A 19,101-nucleotide genomic window follows, 5' to 3' on the forward strand; every position below is an offset into this window, starting at 1 on the left:
CCACAACGACAACGACAACGACAACGACAACGACAACGACCTGAGACGGTCTTGATGCTTTCGCATAGTTGCGCTAGGCAGGCAAAAACCATCTAAAACTGTCAAAATAGAGTTTTCATCGTATTTGCGGAATAAGGCACCATGAGCCCAGTTCGACAACCGATCAAAAGACGCATCACCGTTCCCGTGGCCATCGGCCCAGTGACCGTCGGCGGTCTGGCGCCGATCGTGGTCCAGTCCATGACCAACACCGACACCGCGGACGTGGACGCCACGGTACGCCAGGTCGCCGATCTGGCGCGGGCGGGGTCGGAACTGGTGCGGATCACGGTCAATCATGAATCGGCCGCGCGGGCGGTCCCGGCCATCCGCGAGGCGCTCGACGCCCAGGGTTGCGGCGTGCCGCTGGTGGGCGATTTCCATTTCAACGGACATCGTCTGCTGACCGATTATCCCGAGTGCGCGCAGGCGCTGGCCAAATACCGGATCAATCCGGGCAATGTCGGCACCGGCGAGAAAAAGGACAGTCAGTTCGCGACCATGATCGAGCTGGCCTGCCGCTATGAGCGGCCGGTGCGCATCGGGGTCAATTGGGGCAGCCTGGATCAGGATCTGATCGTGCGCCTGATGGACGACAACGCCTGTTCCGCCGCGCCGCGCGAGGCCGATCAGGTGATGCACGAGGCGATGGTTCAATCGGCCATCTCCAGCGCCGAACGCGCGATGGCGCTGGGTTTGCCGAAAGACCGGATCATCCTGTCCTGCAAAATGAGCGGCGTTCAGGATCTGATCGCGGTCTACCGCAAACTGGCCGAACGCGGCGACTATGCCCTGCATCTCGGCCTGACCGAGGCCGGCATGGGCTCCAAGGGAATCGTCGGCTCCACCGCCGCGCTAGCGGTGCTGCTGCAGGAAGGGATCGGCGATACCATCCGGGTTTCGCTGACCCCGGCCCCCGGCGAGGCGCGCACCCGCGAGGTGGTGGTGGCCCAGGAAATCCTTCAGACCATGGGACTGCGCGCCTTCGCGCCCATGGTCACCGCCTGTCCGGGCTGCGGTCGCACCACCAGCGATACCTTCCAGCATCTGGCGCAGAATATTCAGGGTTATCTGCGCGACCAGATGCCGGCATGGCGCACGCAGTATCCGGGCGTCGAGACCATGCAGGTGGCCGTCATGGGCTGCGTGGTCAACGGTCCCGGCGAGAGCAAGCATGCCAATATCGGCATCAGTCTGCCGGGCAGCGGCGAGCGGCCGTCCGCTCCGGTCTATGTGGATGGGGAGAAGGTGGCGACGCTCAAGGGCGAGGGAATCGCCGAGCAGTTCAAGCGCATGGTGGATGACTATATCGAGGCTCACTATGGCCAGGGACCGCGACCTGGCGTCTGAGTGACGTGTTCCGGGCGGCCACGATTGCGCAACTTTCCGTTAACGCGCGCCGCGCCGGGAACCGGAAACGAACAACCGCGCCTTTTGCGATCACGTCAAACTTCATGAGGAGAGCAAGATGAACAAGCGTTTGATGGCGGGCTTTGTTGCGTTCGGTTTGGCCGCGCCCGTGCTGGCGGAGGAGGCGTTGACGGTGCCGCTGAAGCGACTGTCGCTCGATGCGGCCGTCCAGGTTGCCCAGGGCGCGATCGCGGCCTGTCGCGAGAAGGGGATTCAGATCGCGGTCACGGTGGTCGATCGCGAGGGCAACGTGCAGGTCGCCCTGCGCGACACCATCGCGGCTCCGATCACTCTAACAATCAGCCGGATGAAAGCCTTTACCGCTGTCAACTTCAATGCCGCGACCTCGGCGATGGCGGCCCGCGCCGAGTCGCCGATCGGGCGCGTGGAAGGCCTGGTGATGTCCGCCGGTGGCGTGCCCGTGCTGGTGGGCGGTTCCGCGCTAGTCGCTGGCGTGGGCGTCAGTGGCGCGCCGGATGGCGCGGATGACGAAGCGTGCGCGCTGGCCGGGGTCGCCAGGATCCAGGACGATCTGGATATGGCACTGTAGATCGATTGCGGTCGTCTCGTCGCGACGCCGTTGGGGCCGCCGGATACGCTCCATGTCAACCTGGCCCCGGTTTGACAGGGGCCATCCTCCTTCCACCAACCATTCTCTAAGCCAGAGGATTACCCCATGCGCTTGATCGATGCCGAGGCGGCCATCATTGAGGATTTGAAGGAAGAAAGCGAGATCATCGCCGAGAAGCGCGTAGCAGGGATCACGGTCTACACGGCCCGACACCCGACCCTGGGCAAGCTGGTGCTCGTCACAGCGCCCAATGGCTCGGGAATTCTGGTCGAGGTCGACGAATAGACCGCGTTCAGTCCTCGCCTGGCCGGTTCGTCCGCAGTCGCGTGTTGGTGCTCGTGCGGCGCTTTGCTTCGAGGCGTCGTTCTTTCGATGCCTTGGTCGGGCGAGTGGCAATGCGCGGTTTGGGGCGATGCGCGGCCTGCACGAGTAGCGCGGCCAGACGTTCCCGCGCGTCTTGGCGGTTGCGCTCGCGGGTGCGAAAACGATGCGCCTCGATCATGAGCACTCCCGCCGAATCCACCCGCCTGCCGCCCAGGCGCAACAGCCGCTGTCGCACGTCCTCCGGCAGCGAAGGCGACCCCGCCACGTCAAACCGTAACTGCACCGCGGTCTCGACCTTGTTGACATTCTGACCACCCGGACCGGGCGAGCGGATAAAGTGTTCCCGCAGTTCGGACTCGTCGATCTGGATGCGGTGGGTAATCTGAAGCATGCAGGCCATTCCTGGAATTCTCACGCAAGCCGACGATGTTTGCAGCGGGGCGAAAAGACCGCTATCGCTCGTTATACTTAAAGTGCGTCCGATTTGGACAATACGCGAACAATCAGTGAGGTGCGCGATGCAAACCGGGGATTATAAACATCTGTTACTCGCCGTGGATTTCGAGCGGGAGAGCGCTCCCGTCGTGACCCGCGCCCAAGGTTTACGTCGTCTCACCGGTGCGCGGCTGACCTTGCTGCATGTCATCGAACACATCCCGCCGGCCATGGAGTACATGACTCTGGGCTATTCCGGCGAGATCGCCTTGCCGGAGAACCACGAGCTGGAGGCCGAACTGATGGCGATTGCCATGCGCCAGATGGACGTCTTGGGCGAGCAACTCGATGTCGCAACAATTGATCGGTTGATCCGGGTTGGCTCGACCGGACATCTCATCGATGAGGTCGCGGCCGAACTGGACGTGGATCTGGTGGTGCTGGGAAGTCACGGGCGTCACGGCCTGCTTGGCATATTCGGGTCAACGGCGCGAACGGTACTGCGTCACTCCACCTGCGATGTTCTCTGCGTCAAGATCGACGAAAAGAATGCTTGAACCTGGACAGCGCGGTCGAAACGCAAGTCAGCACAGACTCGGCTAAACAGCCTCTGCTTCGCGAGTTCGCTGGGGCTCCAGGGCGCGGCGAACCCGCTGGAAGCGTGCGTTCAGACTCTCGTTGCGAGGCGCGGGGCCGCACAGATACCACTGTTGCAGCAGCTGGGTTGCGCCTTGGAGCCGATCCTCCTCGCCCGCGCCCATGCGTTCGGCAAGCCTTGCAACCTGGAACTCCAATCGTTGTTGCGCAAGCTCCGGCGGCGATTCCACGCCAGCGATGATCTCCAACTGGAGGCAAAGCCGGCTGCGTTGCGAGTCGTTTTCCGCAAAACGACGCTTGAGTTCGGCCAGTCGCGCGGGATTCTGCGCGGCGTCGAGCGCGTATTCGAAACGTGCCGACAGCGCCTGACTTGCCGGCGGCTCTTGTTGCAATTCGCTCCACAAGTGTCGCGCGGCGGCGGGGTCGATCGGTTCGGAGGTCGCGCCGAGCGCACTGAGCTCAAGCCGTTCGCAGAGTTCAGCCTGGCGCTGCACGAGATCCAGCACGGCTTGCCGTTGCTGGTCCTCGCCTGCGCGAATGCGTTGTTCCAGTTCGTCGCGGCAGTCGTGCCATTGACGCGCCAATTGACTGGCGGACTGGCGAGGGACCGGAAGTGCCTGGGCGGTGCGCCAGCGCTCGTCGAGTTCCCGCAATCCGGCGGCCAATCGCTGCGGAACGGCGTCGCTCGCGGCCAATGCCCGTGCCTCGGCGCAGAGGTTCTCGCGAGTGGCGAGATGGTCCTTGAGTTCGTTCGTCTGAGCCTCGTACAGCGCGGTCCGCCGTTCGAAGACGGCGTCGCAGGCCGCACGGAAGTTCTGCCAGAGTCTGTTTTCGTCTTTCTGGCGCGCCGGGACCGTCGTGCGCCATTCGCGTTGCAGCGCCTTGGTCTGTTCGATGGCGGCATCCAGGTTAGGGGCATCGGCGAGCGCCCGCACGCGTTCGATCAGGTTGTGTTTGTGCGCCTGATTAAGCTTGCGTTCGGTCTCCAGGCGCTGGTCGATCTGTTTGAGCGATTGGTGGAAACGGCGCTCCAGCGTCTTGCGATGCCGACCCTCGGTCGCGCCGATGGCGGCCCAGGTCTGACGGGTTTCGCGCTCGGCACGCAGGATCTTTTTCCAGTCCACCCGCTCCCAATCGACCTTGCTTAAAAAGTCCTCGATCTGCTGGCAGACACTTTCGCGCGCGAGCCGGTTCGACTCGCGCTCGGCGGCCCGGGCTTCCATAAAGGGACGGCAGCGCGCATAAACAGACTCCGAGGCGGCATGAAAACGTTCCCAGAGTGCCTGGTTGGCGGGCGAGCCGGATTGGTCGAGTCCCTTCCAGTCCAGTTGCAGTGTGTGCAATTGATCGGCCAGTGCCGCGAGCGGCAGCTCCTGTTCAATGAGCGCTTCCATGTTCGCGCACAGCCCCTCGCGATGCTGATCCGCGCCCCAGCGTCGCCAATGCTGAAGTTCGCGCAGTTGGGGGGCCAGAATGCGCAGACGGCTGGCAATCTCGGTTGTGGCATCCCTGGGCAATTCGCTTGCCTGGATCAGTTCGAGTCCGGCTTGCAGGCTTTGGTACAGTGGATCGGCTTTTTTGAGTTCGCCGGCCGCGAGACGGGTCTCCAGTTCGATCAGCCGCTCCGGAAGCTGTTGCAGGCGTTGCTCGGCGTGCCGGCGCTGCTGTTCGAGCCGGGATTCGAGCCGTTCTGCCAGCGTCAGAAAATCCCGTGTCGCCGCCGATTCGGGCTGCCTGGCCACCAGTGCGCGACCCTGATCGAGGATTGCCCTGGCCTTGCGATGATCCGGCGTCCTGGTTTCGTCAAGGAGCCGTTGGGCCTGCGCGACCGTTCGCCGCAGACTTTCGACAGTCTGACGTTGTTCGGTCAGTGCTTGCCGCGTGGTCTCCGCGGTTTGAACGAGCGCTCGATAGCGTTCTTCGAGGCGACGCTGCAGAGGATCCGCAAGGGCCGGGAGTGCGCTCCAGGCCCTGTCGATCCGCGCGCGCAGGGCATCGATTTCGCTCTCCTCGGTCAGGTTGACAACGCCTGAGAATTCGTCAAGCAACGCTTGACGCTCTGCCCGCACCGCATCCTGGGCATCATGCCGCGCGATCTGGTTTGCATTTTCTTGACGATCGTCGGCATGGGCTGCCAGAAAACGCTCGCGCTCGGCTTGATAACGTGCCTGCAAGTCGGCGTCGGCGTCGGCCTCTGTCTCGGCGGCGAGCGACGCCCATTGGCGGTCCAGATATTCCAGGAGCGCGCGGTCCTGACTCCAGTTGCCCAGGCGTCCCAGTCGCTCGGCCTTGGCGCAGATGTCCTCGCGTTGGGCGCGAATCCGCTGCGGCAGCTCTTCGCGCTCGGCGATCAGGCGCAGTTTGTCGCGTGCGGCGCGATAGACGTTTTTATCTTTTTTGCCGATCTGTCGAACGACGAGTTCCAGCCCCGCTTTGTCATTCAAACGCTCGACCGCAAGGCCGCGGTTCGCCGCCAGAGAATCCTGCACGGCACATTGAGCCAACACCGCCGGGGATTGAATCCGGACGAGCGCGGCGCGTCGAATCTCGGGGGCGTTGGCCTGGCTGGCGATCCGCTCGACGAGATCAAGATCTTCGATTTGGGACAGCTCGCCGATCCGCTCCGCAAGCGGGATTGTCTCCTGATCGCCTTCGCACAGTAAGAAGCGCAAACGCGTGGCAGCGGTTTCGCGCACTCCGGCATCGGCGTCATCGCTCAGGAGTTGGCGAAGCAACGGAAGCTGCTGGAGTTGGCGCGCGGCGTTGCGTCGTATCGCGGGGTCCGCGGGATGCTGCGCCTGTTCGGCGAGGACTTCCTGGCTCTTGGAGACGACTGCCTGTTTGGTTTCGGCCGCGGCCTGTTGTCTTTTTTTGAGGAATCGCTCGAATAGCATGTCAGCTCCGTCAACTGTTGCTTGCAACGCGCCATTGTACCTGAGCCAATAGCGACGTCGGCCCCAGGCTGCGAGGCGTTATCCGCGAAGGTAGGGATTGGCGCGTCGTTCGTGCCCGATGGTGGACATGGGGCCATGCCCCGGGATGAAGCGGAGATCGTCGCCCAGCGCGAAGAGTTGCTGTTGAATCGAATCGAGGAGCTGGCGGTGATTGCCGCGCGGAAAGTCGGTGCGGCCGATGGATCCCCGAAAGAGCACGTCGCCGACCTGCGCCAGTCGATTCGCGGTGTCGACGAACACCACATGGCCAGGGGTGTGCCCCGGACAATGCAGCACCTCCAGGCGTTCCTCGCCGACCTTGACAATATCGCCCTGTTGCAGCCACTGGTCTGGCTCGAAATCGCGCACCGGCGCAAATCCGAACATCCGACACTGGTCCGGTAGCGCATGGATCAGAAAGGCGTCGTCGGGATGCGGCCCGACAATGGGCAACCCAAGCCGCTCGGCCAGATCGCCGCTCGCGCCCACATGATCCAGATGACCGTGGGTCAGGAGGATGCATTCGGGCTCAAGGTTCAACTCGGCGAGCAGCGCGAGGATGCGCTCAGGCTCGCCGCCGGGATCGACGATGGCGGCGCGCCGGGTCCGTTCGCACCAGAACAGGGTACAGTTCTGCTGGAACGGGGTGACGGGCAGGATGCGATAGTCCACGTCGGTTTGGCGTTCAGATGGCCCTGGGAGGCCGACTCAGGCGCGCAGCATCAGATAGAGCGAGTCCTTGAGCAGAAGGCGTTCTTTCTTCAGTTCCTCGATGGTTTCATCGGCGACCGGGGTTCCGAGTTCCTCGATGCTCCGCACGCGGGCATCGAGTTCGTCATAGTCGTCCATGCGTTGCGCGAACTCGGGGTTGGCGGAGCGGAGTGCCGCGATCTTGTTTTCCAGATCCGGAAATTCATGGAGCAGGTCGTGCGATTCGCCGAGCATGATGTCGCTTCCTCTTCAGGGGCGCCGCCGCGCGGAGGGCGCGGGCGGCGGGTGGTTGGTCGAAATCGATTGGTTTCGGGCGCCCGCAACGGGGGCACAACGTCCGAAAAGTATACTCCAGGACGCGAGATCCGAAATAGTCCGGTCACATTCGCGCGGTTGCCGCTTGCAAGCCGCGTCCCTGGATGACCGGCGTTGCGCGCGCATTGCTCCGGTCTTGCCTAAACCTTACTTCGTTTTGGCATCTATTTCCTTGATCACCTCGGCGGTGATCTCCAGCGATTCGTCGAGATAGAGCAGGCCCGACAGGCCGCGTTCCACCACCATGCCAAGCTTTTTCTGTTTCGCCACCGCGTTGACCGCCTCGCGGGCGGGGCCGACGATTTCCCGGCCTTTTTCCTGCTGCACTTTCATCAGTTCCTGCTGAATCGGCATCGTTTTTTTCTGATAGTCCGCGATCAGTGCCTGGATCTCCTTTTCCTTTTTGGCGAGTTGGTCCTTGCTCATCAGCGCCTTGTCGCGCTCCAGCGATTGTTGCATGGTCTGAATCTGTTTTTCGTCTTCCGCGAACTGCCTGGCTTTCGGCTCGAACTCCTTGCGCAATTGTTCCTGTAAACGCTGACCGAGCTTGCTTTGCTCCAGCACTTTCTGCATGTCGACGTAGCCGACGCCGCCATTGTTGGCCGCCAGTGTCGGCAGAACCATGAAGAGGGAAAGCGCGAGGAACAGAATCGGACGGGGCATGGAATGGCACTCCGAGAAAATGGCTTGAGGTTGGGATGAAAACATCGAGGGTTTATCCGGGCACGCGGGGCGCGGATGCCTCCATCGGGATCCGCGATTGTAACCATGCCGGGCGTGTGGCGACAGAATTGTATAATTCCAGAACAAGGTCGAGACCGCCTGGCGGATCGGCAAAGAGCCGTGAGTCGAGACCGCCGGGCTTGCGTCAAGGTCGCGCCTGTCGGATGCTCTAGCAATCGATTATTCCCAAACTCCCATCCTGGAGCACCTCATCGTGGGTAATTCACTGCAAGACCAACTCCTCAAGGCCGGCCTGGTCGATCAGCACAAGCTCAAGCAGTCGCGTTCGACGCAACACAAACAAGGCAAGCAGGCCGGCAAACGCGGTCCTCAAGTCGACGCCGAGGCACGTCAGGCGGCTGAACGGGCGCGCGTCGAGAAGGCCGAGCGCGACCGCGAACTCAATCGCCAGCGTCAGGAGGAGGCGGCGCTGCATGCCGCCGAAAACGAGATCCGTCAGCTCATCCATGCCAACCGGGTGGTCCGCGACGGCGGCGATCTGGTCTACAACTTCACCGACGGGGCGACGCTCAAGCGCATCTATGTCAACAAGGAGCAACATACCAAGCTGGTCGCCGGGCGGCTGGCGGTGGTGCGTCAGGATACCTTCTACGAGGTCATTCCGGCCGAAATCGTCGAGCGGGTGCGCGCCCGCGACGCCAGTCTGGTGCTGGTCTTCAACCAGCCGACGGCACCGCCGGATGCCGACGACCCCTATGCCGACTTTCAGGTTCCCGACGATCTCATGTGGTAGGAGGGCGCATCCATGTCCGACCCCATCAATCTCAAGCTCGCGGTCCTGATCGACGCCGACAACGCCCAGGCGAGCATCGTCGAGGGGCTGCTGGCCGAAATCGCCAAGTACGGCACCGCCCATGTCAAGCGCATCTATGGTGACTGGACCCTGCCCAATCTGGGTTCCTGGAAAGACACGCTGCTGCGCCATTCGATTCAGCCCATGCAGCAGTTCCGCTATACCAAGGGCAAGAACGCAACCGATGGGGCCATGATGATCGACGCCATGGACCTGCTCTACTCGCGCAATTTCGACGGCTTCTGCATCGTCTCCAGCGACAGCGACTTCACCCGGCTGGCCTCGCGGCTGCGCGAGTCCGGCATGACGGTCTACGGCTTTGGCGAGCAGAAGACCCCCGAGCCCTTCGTCGCCGCCTGCGACAAGTTCGTCTACACCGAGGTGCTGCGCGAGGACGCCGGCGGCGACGCCACCACCCGCAAGAGCGGCAAGGAACTCAAGCGCGATCCCAAGCTCGTCACCCTGCTGCGCAACGCGGTCGACAGCGCCGCCGACGATACCGGCTGGGCCGGGCTCGGCATGGTTGGCACGGCCATCGCCAAGCGCAGCCCGGAGTTCGATTCACGCAATTACGGGTACGCCAAGTTGAGCGGGCTGCTCAAGGCGGTGCAACTGTTCGATCTGGAGGAGCGCCCGGTCGGGCGGGGACCGAACAAGGCGCTCTATGTGCGGGATCAAAAGACGGCGGCCAGCGCCTGAGTTGGAGCGAGGGCGTCCCGCCTTCGTTGGGTGCGCGATGCCACGCAACATCCGGTCGAGTCGGTTTTTTATGAGCGGTGAACGATGGAACTGATCGACACCCACTGTCATCTGGACGTGCCCGAATTCGCCGCCGACCGCGCGGCGGTCAGGCAGCGCTGCGGGGCGGCGGGTCTGGTGGGGATCGTCATTCCGGCGATTGATGCCGATGGCTGGCCGGATTTGCTCGCACTGTGCGCCGACGGATCGGCGGTCGGCCCGGCGCTCTATCCGGCCCTGGGGCTGCATCCGGTCTATCTGGACCGGCATCGCGAGACGGACATCGCCGCCCTGGAACGGATGGTCTCCGATCGCAAGCTGGTGGCGATCGGCGAAATCGGGCTCGATTATTTTGTCCGCGAGCTGGATCCGGCACGCCAGCAGGCCTTGTTCGAGGCCCAGTTGGAGATCGCCCGGAGCACGGGTCTGCCGGTGCTGCTGCATGTCCGCAAGGCCCACGACGAGGTGCTGACCACCTTGCGCCGTCTCCCGGTGGTCGGCGGGATCGCCCATGCCTTCAACGGCAGTCTGCCACAGGCCCAACAGTATCGGGATCTGGGGTTCAAACTCGGTTTCGGCGGCATGCTGACCTTCGCGCGTTCCACCAAACTCGGGCGTCTGGCCGCCCAGATCCCGCTGGAATCCATCGTGCTGGAGACGGACGCGCCCGACCTGACGGTCGCCGCGCATCGGGGCGAACGTAACAGCCCGGAATATCTGCCGGACGTGCTCGCGGCGCTCGCCCGCGTCCGCGACGCCGACCCCGGCGAACTGGCGGCCTTCACCACGGCCAATGCCCGCGCGGTGCTGGCTCTTCCATGAATCCCGAATTGCCCGCCGACGCGCCTCTCTGGGAGCGCACCCGCATCCTGGTCGGCGACGACGGAGTGGCGCGTCTGCGCGCGAGTCATGTGCTGCTCGCCGGGCTGGGTGGGGTCGGTTCCTTCGCCGCCGAGGCGCTGGCGCGCGCGGGCGTCGGGGCGCTGACGCTCGCCGATCATGATCGGGTGTCGCCCTCGAACCTGAACCGTCAACTGGTTGCCCTGACATCCACGGTCGGACGGCGCAAAACCGAGGTCATGGCCGAGCGGATCGCCGACATCAATCCGGTCTGTCGGCTGACCCTGATCGAGGACTTCCTGCCGGCGGAGGGGATGGAGTCGCTCCTGACCGGCGGGTTCGATCAGGTGGCCGATGCCATCGACAGCCTCAACAGCAAGCTCGCGCTGATCGAAACCGCCGTGCGTCTGGGCGTTCCCATCGTCAGCAGCATGGGCGCCGGCGGGCGTCTCGATCCGACTCGGGTCCAGGTTGGCGACCTGATGGATACCCAGGTCTGTCCGCTGGCGCGCGAGGTTCGCAGCCGTCTGCGCCGGCGCGGCATCGGACGCGGCGTCACCGTGATCTGGTCCGACGAGTCTCCCAGGCCAGCCTTATCCCCCGAAGCAACCGATCGCGGCCGGCCACGCGCGGTCAATGGCTCGTTGAGCTATCTGCCCTCGCTGTTCGGGCTCATGCTGGCGGGGGTCGTGGTGCGTCGTCTGCTGGCGTGACCTGTCGTTGGCGTTCCGTGGGCGTTCAAGGGGCCGTGATCGGCCTTGGGGGCGATAGGTTTCGTGACTCGCGAACGTCCGTGAACAGGAATCAGCGTCGAGACACGGCAATGGCTTGTCCCTACATGGGCGAATTATGTCCAACCATCGCCGGAAACCCTGCCTGCGCTCGTCCCCGCATCCACCCCGGCAGATCCGCCGGCGGCATCGGTCGAGCATAGAAATAGCCCTGACCGAAACGGCAGCCCTCGGCGAGGAGTAAAGCCCCCTGGTCCTGAGTTTCGATGCCCTCCGCCAGTACCTCCAGTCCGAGCGTGGCCCCCAGGGTGATGATGGCGCGCACGATGTCAAGATCGCGCCGGCTGGTGCCGATGTCGCGCACGAAGGAACGATCGATCTTGAGCTGGTCCACCGGGAGTTGTTTCAGCCGCGATAGCGACGAATAGCCGGTGCCGAAGTCGTCGATGGCGAGACTGATCCCGTCGGCCTTAAGTCGCTCCAACTCCTCGATGATCTGGCTGGCGCCGCGTTCCATGGCGACGCCCTCGGTGATTTCCAACCCCAGATACCCGGCGGGCAGGCCGGTCTCGGCGAGAATCCGTTGCGTGACGCGGTGCAGGTCGCCGCGATGGATTTGCGAGTGGGCGATGTTGACATAGACCCGCCCAAACGCGATGCCCGCATCGAGCCACTGCCGCGCCTGCGTGCAGGCGCTGTACAGCGCCCATTCGCCGATGGCGGCGAGACTGCCGCCTTCTTCGGCAATCTCGATAAAATGCCCCGGCAGCAGGAATCCCAACTCGGGATGTTCCCAGCGGATCAGGGCTTCAAGCCCGATCATCTCCCCGGTGTCGAGCCGGATCTGCGGCTGATAGTGCAGCCGTAACTCGCCGCCCTGGACCGCGCGGCGCAGACCGTTCTCCAGCATGGCGCGGTGCTGCACCACCTTGGTTAGTTCGTTGCTATAGAAGGCGTAGCCATTGCCGCCGGCCTTCTTGGCCTGGCGCAGTGCGAAGCCGGCGTTGCTCAGCAGGGTGGCGCTGTTCTCCCCGTCGCGCGGATAGAGCGCGACCCCGATGCTGGCGGTGATGAAAAGATCGCGTTCGCCGATCGGGAAGGGCTGGGCGATGGCGCGCAGCAGCGTCTCGGCGACCCGCCCCGCGCCCGCGTCGTCGCGAACGTTTTCGAGGATGAGGGTTAATTCGTCGCCGCCGAAACGGGCGACGGTGTCGTCGCGGCGCACCCGCTCGCGCAGGCGCTCCGCCACGGCGCGCAGCAGCCGGTCCCCGCCAGGATGGCCCAGGCTGTCGTTGATGCCCTTGAAACGATCGAGATTCACGAAGAGCACCGCCAGTTGGTCGCGATCGCGCGCGGCGCGTCGGATCGCATGCTCCAGGCGCGAACCGAACAGCAGCCGGTTGGGCAGGCCGGTGAGCGCGTCGTGGTGCGTGAGAAAATCCAGCCGGTCCTGCGTATGCTTGGCCTGACTGAGATCGGAAAAGACCCCGATATAATGGGTGGTCTGCCCCTGTTCGTTCGCGACCTGGGTGATCTGGAGCAGAATCGGATGAAGGCTGCGATCCCTGAAACGGATCGAAATCTCGCCCCGCCACTGGCCGGTCTCGGTCAACGAGCGGCGGATGGCCTGGAAAAAGGCCGGACGGTGGCGTCCCGATTTGAAGCGCGACAGTGACTGGCCGACGAGCGCCTCGCGTGGATAACCGGTCAGTTCCAGGCAGGCGCGATTGACTTCGAGAATGCGCGAGCGGGCGTCGGTCAGATAGATCCCCTCGGCGGTGCTGTCGAAGACCGTGGCGGTGAGACGCAGGCGTTCCTCGGCGGCGCGGATGTCGCTCAGATCCAGATCGACGCAGAACATCTCCTTGCGGCCCGCGCTGTTGCACTGCATCACATGGCTGGAGAAGACGGTCACGGGCGAGCCGTTCTTGCGTCGTAGCGTCAACTCGCCCGCTGGAATCGGAAGATCCCGCTCCAGCCAGTCCATGACGGCGGCAACCACGACCTCGCGCATCGGCTCCGGGATGATCAGATCCTCAAGGCGTCGTCCCATGGCCTCTTCCCGACGGTAGCCATAAATGCGTTCGTTGGCGTCGTTCCAGAAAGTGACGCGGCGCTCCTCGTCATACCCCTGCACCGAGATCGCGGGCAGTTGCTCCAGAATGCCGCGAAAACGCGCCTCGCTCTCGCGCAGCGCGGTCTCCGCCCGCAGACGCTCGCCAGGGTCGTTCAGCGCGATCAGCAACAGCTCGGTCTGCTCGATCGCCAACCGGCGCGCACGGATCTCCAGCGGGTTGCCGTTGGGCGCCGTGGCGAGGCAGACCCGCTCCCCGGCATGCTCGCGCCCTGTCTCGTGCAGGGATCGCAAGGACCAGTCCGCGGGCCAGAGGGGCAGGGATGTGACCGGCTCGCCGAGCAAGCGGTCCTCGCCGGTGGCAAGCAAGGCGCAAGCGGCGACATTGGCCAGGAGAATCCGACCGTCGCGGGCGTCCGCCGCGAGCAGTCCCTCGCGACTCGCGTCCAGCAGGCCGCGCAAGAGCCGAGAGCGTGCGTCGAGCGTTGCGAAAGTCGTGACATCCATCCTGATCCGAGACTGCTTCATCGCTGCGATCCTTTAGGCTGCGTGGACGGTCATGCGCCGTTTTTCTGGCTCTCTGGCTCCCAGGCTCAGGCGCGCGAGCCAGGGTATCGACGCTCCAGCGTCGCGTCTGGAATCGGGCCGCTGGAGTGGCCAGAGGGCATTCCCGCGCGGGAGCGCGGGAACGAGAGAGAAGACCGGGGACGTCTGTGTCTCCTCGATGGCTGAACGGTAGAGACTAACGGTGTTGCTTGATCATGCCCCAGGCGGCGAGCGCCTCCTGGCGGGAGGTCGCAAGGTCCACGATGGGTAGAGGATAGTGACTTCCCAGCCGGATGTCAGCCGCCGTCAGGATGGGCGGCGGCGCTGTCCAGGGCTGATGGATGTATTGGTTCGGGAGGCGCGCCAGCTCCGGGCACCAGCGGCGGACATAGCCGCCATCCGGATCGAAGCGTTCGCCCTGACGCACCGGGTTGAAGACGCGGAAATAGGGCGCGGCGTCGGCGCCGCAACCGGCGGTCCACTGCCAGCCCTGCGTGTTACTCGCCAGATCGGCGTCCACCAGCGTGTCCCAGAACCAGCGCGCGCCCGCCTGCCAGGGGAGCCGCAGATTCTTGGTCAGGAGGGAGGCGACGACCATCCGCACCCGATTATGCATCCAGCCCGTGTGCCAGAGTTCACGCATCCCGGCATCGACCAGCGGGATGCCAGTCTGGCCACGCTGCCAGGCGTCGAGCCGTTCGGCCACGCCGTCGGTGCGCCAGGGAAAGTCGGCGAAGCGCGGGTCCAGCGATTCGGCGGGTGTTCGGGGGAAATGGTAGAGCAGGTGATAGGAGAATTCGCGCCAGCCGAGTTCGCGCACGAAGGGTTCGGCGGGGCCGGCAGTGGGGTCGCCGAAACGCTCGACGATCATGGCCAGCAGACGGCGGGGGCCGATCTCGCCGACGTGCAGATGCGGGGAAAGTCGGGAGGTTCCGGGTGCGTCGGGCCGGTCGCGCGCCGCGCCGTAGTCCGCGATTCGGGTATCGAGAAAGGCCCTGGCGCGCGCCAGCGCGGCGGACTCGCCGGGCGTCCAGGTCGCGCGCAGGCCTCGATCCCAGGGGATCGTCGGCAAGAGGCCCAGATCCTCCACCGACAGACCGCCAACCGGAGCGGCTCCGGCTGCAAGCGAATCTGGGGCCGCCTCGGGTCGGATACCGGACAGTTCCCGGACGCAGGCGCGCCAGAAGGCGCTGAAGACCCGATAGGGCTGGCCGGTCTTGCCAGCCGAACGGGTTTGCGATGCGATGTCCCAGGGCTCGAAAAGCAGGGTCGAGCGATGGCTCTCGCAACGCAGACCGTCGGAGCGCAGCGCCTGTTTGATGCGGGTATCGCGTTCGCGCGTCACCGGATCATAGAGACGGTTCCAGGACACCTGTGTCGCGCCGGTGGCCGCGACGATGCGCCGCAGTTCGGTCAGGCTGTCCCCGCGCGCGATCCAGAGACGGCTGCCGAAGCGTTGCAGCGATTCATCGAGCGCGAGCAGACTGCCATGCAGCCACCAGCGGCTGGCCGCGCCCGGCGTGAAGGGCGCTTCCTCGTCGGGCGCGTGGATGTAGACCGGCACGATCCGCGCGCCCGTCTTCAGAGCATGAGTCAGTGCCCGGTTGTCGTCGAGACGCAGATCGCGGCGGAACCAGAGGAGGGTGGTTTGAGGCATGCAGGCTCTGAAGAGTCGAAGGATTTCCCATTCGACCAGAGTTTATCGAAGACGAATGGGAAATCCGAAGTATCCAAGCGTGAATCCGTCGACGGTTCCACCCTGCGTCGGCGCTGTTCTTGCCTCGGTCCGCTCAGTGCGAGCGGCTCGGCACGAAAATCGAACAGGACCGTCGCTCAACCCAGACCCAAAATGTTGAACCCGGTGTCCACGTACATGATGTCCCCGGTAATCCCGCTCGCCAGATCCGAGCACAGAAAAGCGGCGGCGTTACCCACTTCCTCGGTGGTCACGGTGCGTCTCAGCGGGGTGTGTTTCTCGACTTGATTGAGCATCGCGCGAAAGTGCGAGATGCCGGCCGCGGCCAGCGTATAGACCGGGCCCGCCGAAATGGCGTTGACGCGGGTTCCCTTGGGCCCGAGCGAGGCGGCCAGATAGCGGACATTGGCCTCCAGACTGGCCTTGGCGAGTCCCATCACGTTGTAATACGGCACGGCCCGCACGGCACCGAGAAAGGTCATGGTGAGCAACGCGCCGTTGCGCCCCTCCATCAAGTGTCGGCTGGCTTTGGCCAGGGCGGCGAAGCTGTAGGAAGAGATCTCGTGGGCGGTGATGAAACCGTCCCGCGTCAGCGCGTCCACATAGTCGCCTTCCAACTCGTGCTTGGGGGCATAGGCAATGGAATGGACGATGGCGTCCAGTCCGTCCCAGCGTTCCTCCAACTCCGCGAAGCAGTGGGCAATCTGCCGATCGGTGCTCACGTCGAGCGGGAGGGCGATGTCAGAGCCCAGTTGAGCGGCAAAGTCCGTGACACGGGACTTGAGCTTGTCGTTTTGGTAGGTCAGGGCGATTTGAGCGCCTTCGCGGCGCATGGCCTCGGCGCAACCCCAGGCAATGGAGCGATTGCTCGCCACGCCGGTAATCAGGATGCGTTTGTCTTGAAGAAACCCCATGGGCGTCAATTCTCCGGTTCGTCGGGCGGCGCGGGCGCCGCCGGGATTTGCTGCTTTCGATGCCATGGGCGCCGTGCGATCATAGCGCCCCAGGTTGGTTCGCAAGACTACAGAAACTCGACAATTCGTGAAAGGGCGATCGGACTCGGCGGCGATGCCAAGCCCTACCTCAATTTTGCGTTTAACGATTTACGGAAGGAGCGAAAGAATGACTGACCTCGCCGCGCTCTACCAGACACGATCCGCTGATCGCATGGGGCTTTTGACAATCAGCGATGTGGGCGACTGCCGTTTAACCTTGTAGATTGAACGCTGGTATACGTCCCCGGATCCCATGCCAAGGCTGCTGAGTCATGTACACCATCGTTCGTCACCAGGTTTTCTCCGAGACCACCTTCCTGTGGGAGGTGCTGGCCCCCGACGTGGCCCAGGCCGCGCAGCCCGGTCAATTCGTGATGCTCCGACTCCACGAGGGCGGGGAGCGGATCCCGCTGACCGTCGCCGACTTCGACCGCCGCGCGGGAACCGTCACCCTGGTCATCCAGGCGTTCGGGAAGACCACGCGCGAGATGGCGAACGATTACCGGGAGGGCGACCGGTTCACCGATTTCGTCGGTCCGCTCGGCCGGCCCCAGCACATCGAGAAGGTCGGGCATGTGGCGCTTGTCGGCGGCGGTCTCGGTATCGCGCCGATCTATCCGCAACTGCGCGCCTTCAAGGCGGCGGGAAACCGCACCACCGGCATCGTCGGATTTCGCGCCAAGCCGCTGGTCTTCTGGGAAGACCGGTTCCGCGCCTATTGCGACGAACTCATGGTCTGCACCGATGACGGCAGCTATGGCAGGCCGGGTTTCGTCACGGCGGCGCTGCGGGAGCTTCTGGAGCGCGATCCGCCGGATCTGGTGGTGGCCATCGGCCCGCCGCCGATGATGCAGGCCTGCGTCGAAACGACACGCCCCTTCGGCGTCAAGACCCTGGTGAGCCTTAACAGCATCATGGTGGACGGGACGGGGATGTGCGGCTCCTGTCGCGTGAGCGTCAACGGAGAGGTTCGGTTCGCCTGTGTCGACGGCCCCGATTTCGATGGCCATCAGGTCGATTTCCAGGAATTGATCGCGCGGCAGAAGCGCTTCACGTCGCAGGAGGCAACGGCCAGCGAGGGCTACGCGCATGTCTGCGAACTCGAACGGAAACTCTTCGAGGAAGATCAGCGAAATTACAAAAAGATCAAGCAGATCAGCCCAACGCAAACGCCGATGCCGGAACGCGATCCGCGGGAGCGCGCGGGGAATTTCCAGGAGGTCAATCTCGGCTACACCCTTGACATGGCGCTCCAGGAGGCCGAGCGGTGTCTCCAGTGCGGCAATCCCAAGTGCATTGCCGGCTGTCCCGTGCAGATCGATATCCCGCGCTTCATCCGCCATCTCCTGGTGCGCGATATCGATGGCGCGGCGGCCGTGATCCGCGAGTCCAACGCCTTTCCCTCCATTTGCGGTCGTGTCTGTCCCCAGGAGACACAGTGCGAGGAGCACTGCGTCATCGGCGCGAAGGTGGAGCCGGTCGCTATCGGACGCCTGGAGCGCTTCGTCGGCGATCACGCCAAGCCGGCCAGAATCGCGCCCACCTCGGTCGAGAAACCGCTCGGGCGGGTGGCCATCTGCGGATCTGGCCCCGCCGGTTTGGCCGCCGCGGCCGATCTGGCGAAAGCGGGCTGCGACGTGACGATCTACGAGGCGCTCCATGTGGTCGGCGGCGTCCTCCAGTTCGGCATCCCCGCCTTCCGTCTGCCCCGCGAGATCATCGCGCGCGAGGTTCAGCAGTTGCGCGACCAGGGAGTCGAGATCGCGACCAATAAGGTCATCGGTCGCACCTTCACGGTTCCGCAACTGATCCAGGAGATGGGCTACGATGCCGTCTTTCTCGGTATCGGCGCCGGCGCGCCGACCTTTCTCGGGATTCCCGGCGAGCACGCCGCCACGGTCTACAGCGCCAACGAATTTCTCACCCGCGTCAATTTGATGGGGGGCGACCGCTTCCCCCATGTCGATACCCCGATCCGGGTTGGCCAGGGCGTGGTGGTGGTCGGCGCCGGGAATACCGCCATGGACTGTCTGCGCGTCGCGAAGCGGCTGGGGGCTCAACGGGTGACCTGCGTCTATCGCCGTTCCGAGGCCGAGGCGCCGGCGCGCCTCGAAGAACTCCGGCACGCCCGGGAGGAAGGCATCGAGTTTTTCTTTCTGCACAGCCCGGTCGAGGTGCTCGTCGATGCCGAGGGCAACGTGACCGGCATGAAGGTCGAAAAGATGGCGCTGGGCGAGCCCGACGAGCGCGGGCGTCGCCGTCCCTTGCCGACCGGCGAACGTTTCGACATCGTCTGCGATACCGTCATCTCCGCGCTCGGTACCCGGGCCAACACGCTCGTCACCGAATCCACCCCGAATCTCGCGCTCGACACCCGCGGCTACATCGCGGCCGACGACGGCGGTCACGCATCGACGCAGGCCACCAATCTGCCCGGCGTGTTCGCGGGCGGCGATATCGTCAACGGCGGCGCCACCGTGATTCTGGCGATGGGCGCCGGGCGGCGCGCGGCCCGATCGATCGAAACCTATCTGCGGCTTGGCAAGAAGTGGCCCATCACCGCGACCGATGTCGCGGAGCTGGCGACGCGGCGGGCTGGAGAATGCTGA

At 64.3% G+C, this 19,101-nt stretch carries 17 protein-coding genes; 9 read left to right on the top strand and 8 right to left on the bottom strand.

The annotated features are described in order from the left end of the window. The first annotated feature begins 141 nt into the window (after window positions 1-141). The 3 genes from ispG (at window position 142) to QZY07_RS03535 (ending at window position 2,305) form a co-directional block, all read left to right on the top strand. On the top strand, window positions 142-1,389 hold the full coding sequence (gene ispG, locus QZY07_RS03525) for a flavodoxin-dependent (E)-4-hydroxy-3-methylbut-2-enyl-diphosphate synthase (RefSeq protein ID WP_295399784.1): 1,248 nt from the start codon (window positions 142-144) through the stop codon (window positions 1,387-1,389). A 118-nt stretch (window positions 1,390-1,507) separates the two neighbouring features. Then, entirely contained in the window at window positions 1,508-1,999 is a 492-nt protein-coding gene (locus QZY07_RS03530) for a heme-binding protein (protein WP_295399786.1), read from the top strand. A gap of 126 nt (window positions 2,000-2,125) precedes the next feature. After that, window positions 2,126-2,305, top strand: a complete 180-nt coding sequence (locus QZY07_RS03535; protein ID WP_295399787.1) for a hypothetical protein — start codon at window positions 2,126-2,128, stop codon at window positions 2,303-2,305. Window positions 2,306-2,312: 7 nt separating this feature from the next. On the opposite strand, the gene arfB is transcribed toward QZY07_RS03535, so the two are convergent. Then, the gene (gene arfB / locus QZY07_RS03540; RefSeq protein WP_295399789.1) at window positions 2,313-2,735 is read right to left on the bottom strand and encodes an alternative ribosome rescue aminoacyl-tRNA hydrolase ArfB; all 423 of its coding nucleotides are present in this window, start codon (window positions 2,733-2,735) and stop codon (window positions 2,313-2,315) included. 127 nt (window positions 2,736-2,862) lie between these two features. Between arfB and QZY07_RS03545 the strand changes: the two genes are divergently transcribed. Then, the gene (locus QZY07_RS03545; protein WP_295399791.1) at window positions 2,863-3,336 is read left to right on the top strand and encodes a universal stress protein; all 474 of its coding nucleotides are present in this window, start codon (window positions 2,863-2,865) and stop codon (window positions 3,334-3,336) included. A gap of 42 nt (window positions 3,337-3,378) precedes the next feature. Here the strand turns inward: QZY07_RS03545 and QZY07_RS03550 are convergent, their stop codons facing one another. The 4 genes from QZY07_RS03550 to QZY07_RS03565 all read right to left on the bottom strand — a co-directional run bounded on the left by QZY07_RS03550 (window position 3,379) and on the right by QZY07_RS03565 (window position 7,998). After that, entirely contained in the window at window positions 3,379-6,270 is a 2,892-nt protein-coding gene (locus QZY07_RS03550; RefSeq protein ID WP_295399793.1) for a DUF349 domain-containing protein, read from the bottom strand. Between the two features lie 78 nt (window positions 6,271-6,348). Then, entirely contained in the window at window positions 6,349-6,981 is a 633-nt protein-coding gene (locus tag QZY07_RS03555; protein ID WP_295399795.1) for an MBL fold metallo-hydrolase, read from the bottom strand. A gap of 36 nt (window positions 6,982-7,017) precedes the next feature. Then, on the bottom strand, window positions 7,018-7,254 hold the full coding sequence (locus tag QZY07_RS03560) for a DUF465 domain-containing protein (RefSeq protein ID WP_295399797.1): 237 nt from the start codon (window positions 7,252-7,254) through the stop codon (window positions 7,018-7,020). A gap of 228 nt (window positions 7,255-7,482) precedes the next feature. Beyond that, on the bottom strand, window positions 7,483-7,998 hold the full coding sequence (locus QZY07_RS03565; protein ID WP_295399798.1) for an OmpH family outer membrane protein: 516 nt from the start codon (window positions 7,996-7,998) through the stop codon (window positions 7,483-7,485). Between the two features lie 274 nt (window positions 7,999-8,272). On the opposite strand from QZY07_RS03565, the gene QZY07_RS03570 reads away from it, so the two are divergent. From QZY07_RS03570 to QZY07_RS03585, 4 genes are all read left to right on the top strand, one after another. Further along, window positions 8,273-8,812: a DUF2058 domain-containing protein gene (locus tag QZY07_RS03570; RefSeq protein ID WP_295399799.1), complete on the top strand. Its 540-nt coding sequence runs from the start codon at window positions 8,273-8,275 to the stop codon at window positions 8,810-8,812. Between the two features lie 12 nt (window positions 8,813-8,824). Continuing rightward, window positions 8,825-9,571 (top strand): NYN domain-containing protein, encoded by a 747-nt coding sequence (locus tag QZY07_RS03575; protein ID WP_295399801.1) that lies wholly within the window; start codon window positions 8,825-8,827, stop codon window positions 9,569-9,571. A gap of 84 nt (window positions 9,572-9,655) precedes the next feature. Continuing rightward, on the top strand, window positions 9,656-10,432 hold the full coding sequence (locus QZY07_RS03580; RefSeq protein WP_295399803.1) for a TatD family hydrolase: 777 nt from the start codon (window positions 9,656-9,658) through the stop codon (window positions 10,430-10,432). Further along, window positions 10,429-11,163: a tRNA threonylcarbamoyladenosine dehydratase gene (locus QZY07_RS03585; protein WP_295399805.1), complete on the top strand. Its 735-nt coding sequence runs from the start codon at window positions 10,429-10,431 to the stop codon at window positions 11,161-11,163. Before QZY07_RS03580 ends, QZY07_RS03585 begins: the two co-directional genes overlap by 4 nt. 121 nt (window positions 11,164-11,284) lie before the next feature. On the opposite strand, the gene QZY07_RS03590 is transcribed toward QZY07_RS03585, so the two are convergent. The 3 genes from QZY07_RS03590 to QZY07_RS03600 all read right to left on the bottom strand — a co-directional run bounded on the left by QZY07_RS03590 (window position 11,285) and on the right by QZY07_RS03600 (window position 16,411). Next, the gene (locus QZY07_RS03590) at window positions 11,285-13,783 is read right to left on the bottom strand and encodes a bifunctional diguanylate cyclase/phosphodiesterase (RefSeq protein ID WP_295399813.1); all 2,499 of its coding nucleotides are present in this window, start codon (window positions 13,781-13,783) and stop codon (window positions 11,285-11,287) included. Window positions 13,784-13,997: 214 nt separating this feature from the next. Beyond that, window positions 13,998-15,458, bottom strand: a complete 1,461-nt coding sequence (locus tag QZY07_RS03595) for a deoxyribodipyrimidine photo-lyase (protein WP_295399815.1) — start codon at window positions 15,456-15,458, stop codon at window positions 13,998-14,000. Window positions 15,459-15,634: 176 nt separating this feature from the next. Beyond that, window positions 15,635-16,411, bottom strand: coding sequence for an enoyl-ACP reductase (locus QZY07_RS03600; protein WP_295399817.1), 777 nt, complete (start codon window positions 16,409-16,411; stop codon window positions 15,635-15,637). A 353-nt stretch (window positions 16,412-16,764) separates the two neighbouring features. Here QZY07_RS03600 and gltA point away from each other — a divergent pair, with 353 nt between their 5' ends. After that, window positions 16,765-19,101 carry an NADPH-dependent glutamate synthase gene (gltA, locus tag QZY07_RS03605; protein ID WP_295399819.1) on the top strand — a complete coding sequence of 779 codons (2,337 nt, stop codon included), beginning with the start codon at window positions 16,765-16,767 and terminating at the stop codon, window positions 19,099-19,101.

Origin of the sequence: uncultured Thiocystis sp. (assembly GCF_903866365.1) — a bacterium.
GTDB lineage: Bacteria > Pseudomonadota > Gammaproteobacteria > Chromatiales > Chromatiaceae > Chromatium.

Coding starts and splice junctions, on each gene's coding strand:
- QZY07_RS03575 (WP_295399801.1), top strand. CDS start 8,825: ATGTCCGACCCCATCAATCTCAAGCTCGCGGTCCTGATCGACGCCGAC.
- QZY07_RS03600 (WP_295399817.1), bottom strand. CDS start 16,411: ATGGGGTTTCTTCAAGACAAACGCATCCTGATTACCGGCGTGGCGAGC.
- QZY07_RS03535 (WP_295399787.1), top strand. CDS start 2,126: ATGCGCTTGATCGATGCCGAGGCGGCCATCATTGAGGATTTGAAGGAA.
- QZY07_RS03580 (WP_295399803.1), top strand. CDS start 9,656: ATGGAACTGATCGACACCCACTGTCATCTGGACGTGCCCGAATTCGCC.
- arfB (WP_295399789.1), bottom strand. CDS start 2,735: ATGCTTCAGATTACCCACCGCATCCAGATCGACGAGTCCGAACTGCGG.
- QZY07_RS03565 (WP_295399798.1), bottom strand. CDS start 7,998: ATGCCCCGTCCGATTCTGTTCCTCGCGCTTTCCCTCTTCATGGTTCTG.
- gltA (WP_295399819.1), top strand. CDS start 16,765: ATGTACACCATCGTTCGTCACCAGGTTTTCTCCGAGACCACCTTCCTG.
- QZY07_RS03560 (WP_295399797.1), bottom strand. CDS start 7,254: ATGCTCGGCGAATCGCACGACCTGCTCCATGAATTTCCGGATCTGGAA.
- QZY07_RS03530 (WP_295399786.1), top strand. CDS start 1,508: ATGAACAAGCGTTTGATGGCGGGCTTTGTTGCGTTCGGTTTGGCCGCG.
- QZY07_RS03550 (WP_295399793.1), bottom strand. CDS start 6,270: ATGCTATTCGAGCGATTCCTCAAAAAAAGACAACAGGCCGCGGCCGAA.
- QZY07_RS03595 (WP_295399815.1), bottom strand. CDS start 15,458: ATGCCTCAAACCACCCTCCTCTGGTTCCGCCGCGATCTGCGTCTCGAC.
- QZY07_RS03585 (WP_295399805.1), top strand. CDS start 10,429: ATGAATCCCGAATTGCCCGCCGACGCGCCTCTCTGGGAGCGCACCCGC.
- QZY07_RS03545 (WP_295399791.1), top strand. CDS start 2,863: ATGCAAACCGGGGATTATAAACATCTGTTACTCGCCGTGGATTTCGAG.
- QZY07_RS03590 (WP_295399813.1), bottom strand. CDS start 13,783: ATGAAGCAGTCTCGGATCAGGATGGATGTCACGACTTTCGCAACGCTC.
- ispG (WP_295399784.1), top strand. CDS start 142: ATGAGCCCAGTTCGACAACCGATCAAAAGACGCATCACCGTTCCCGTG.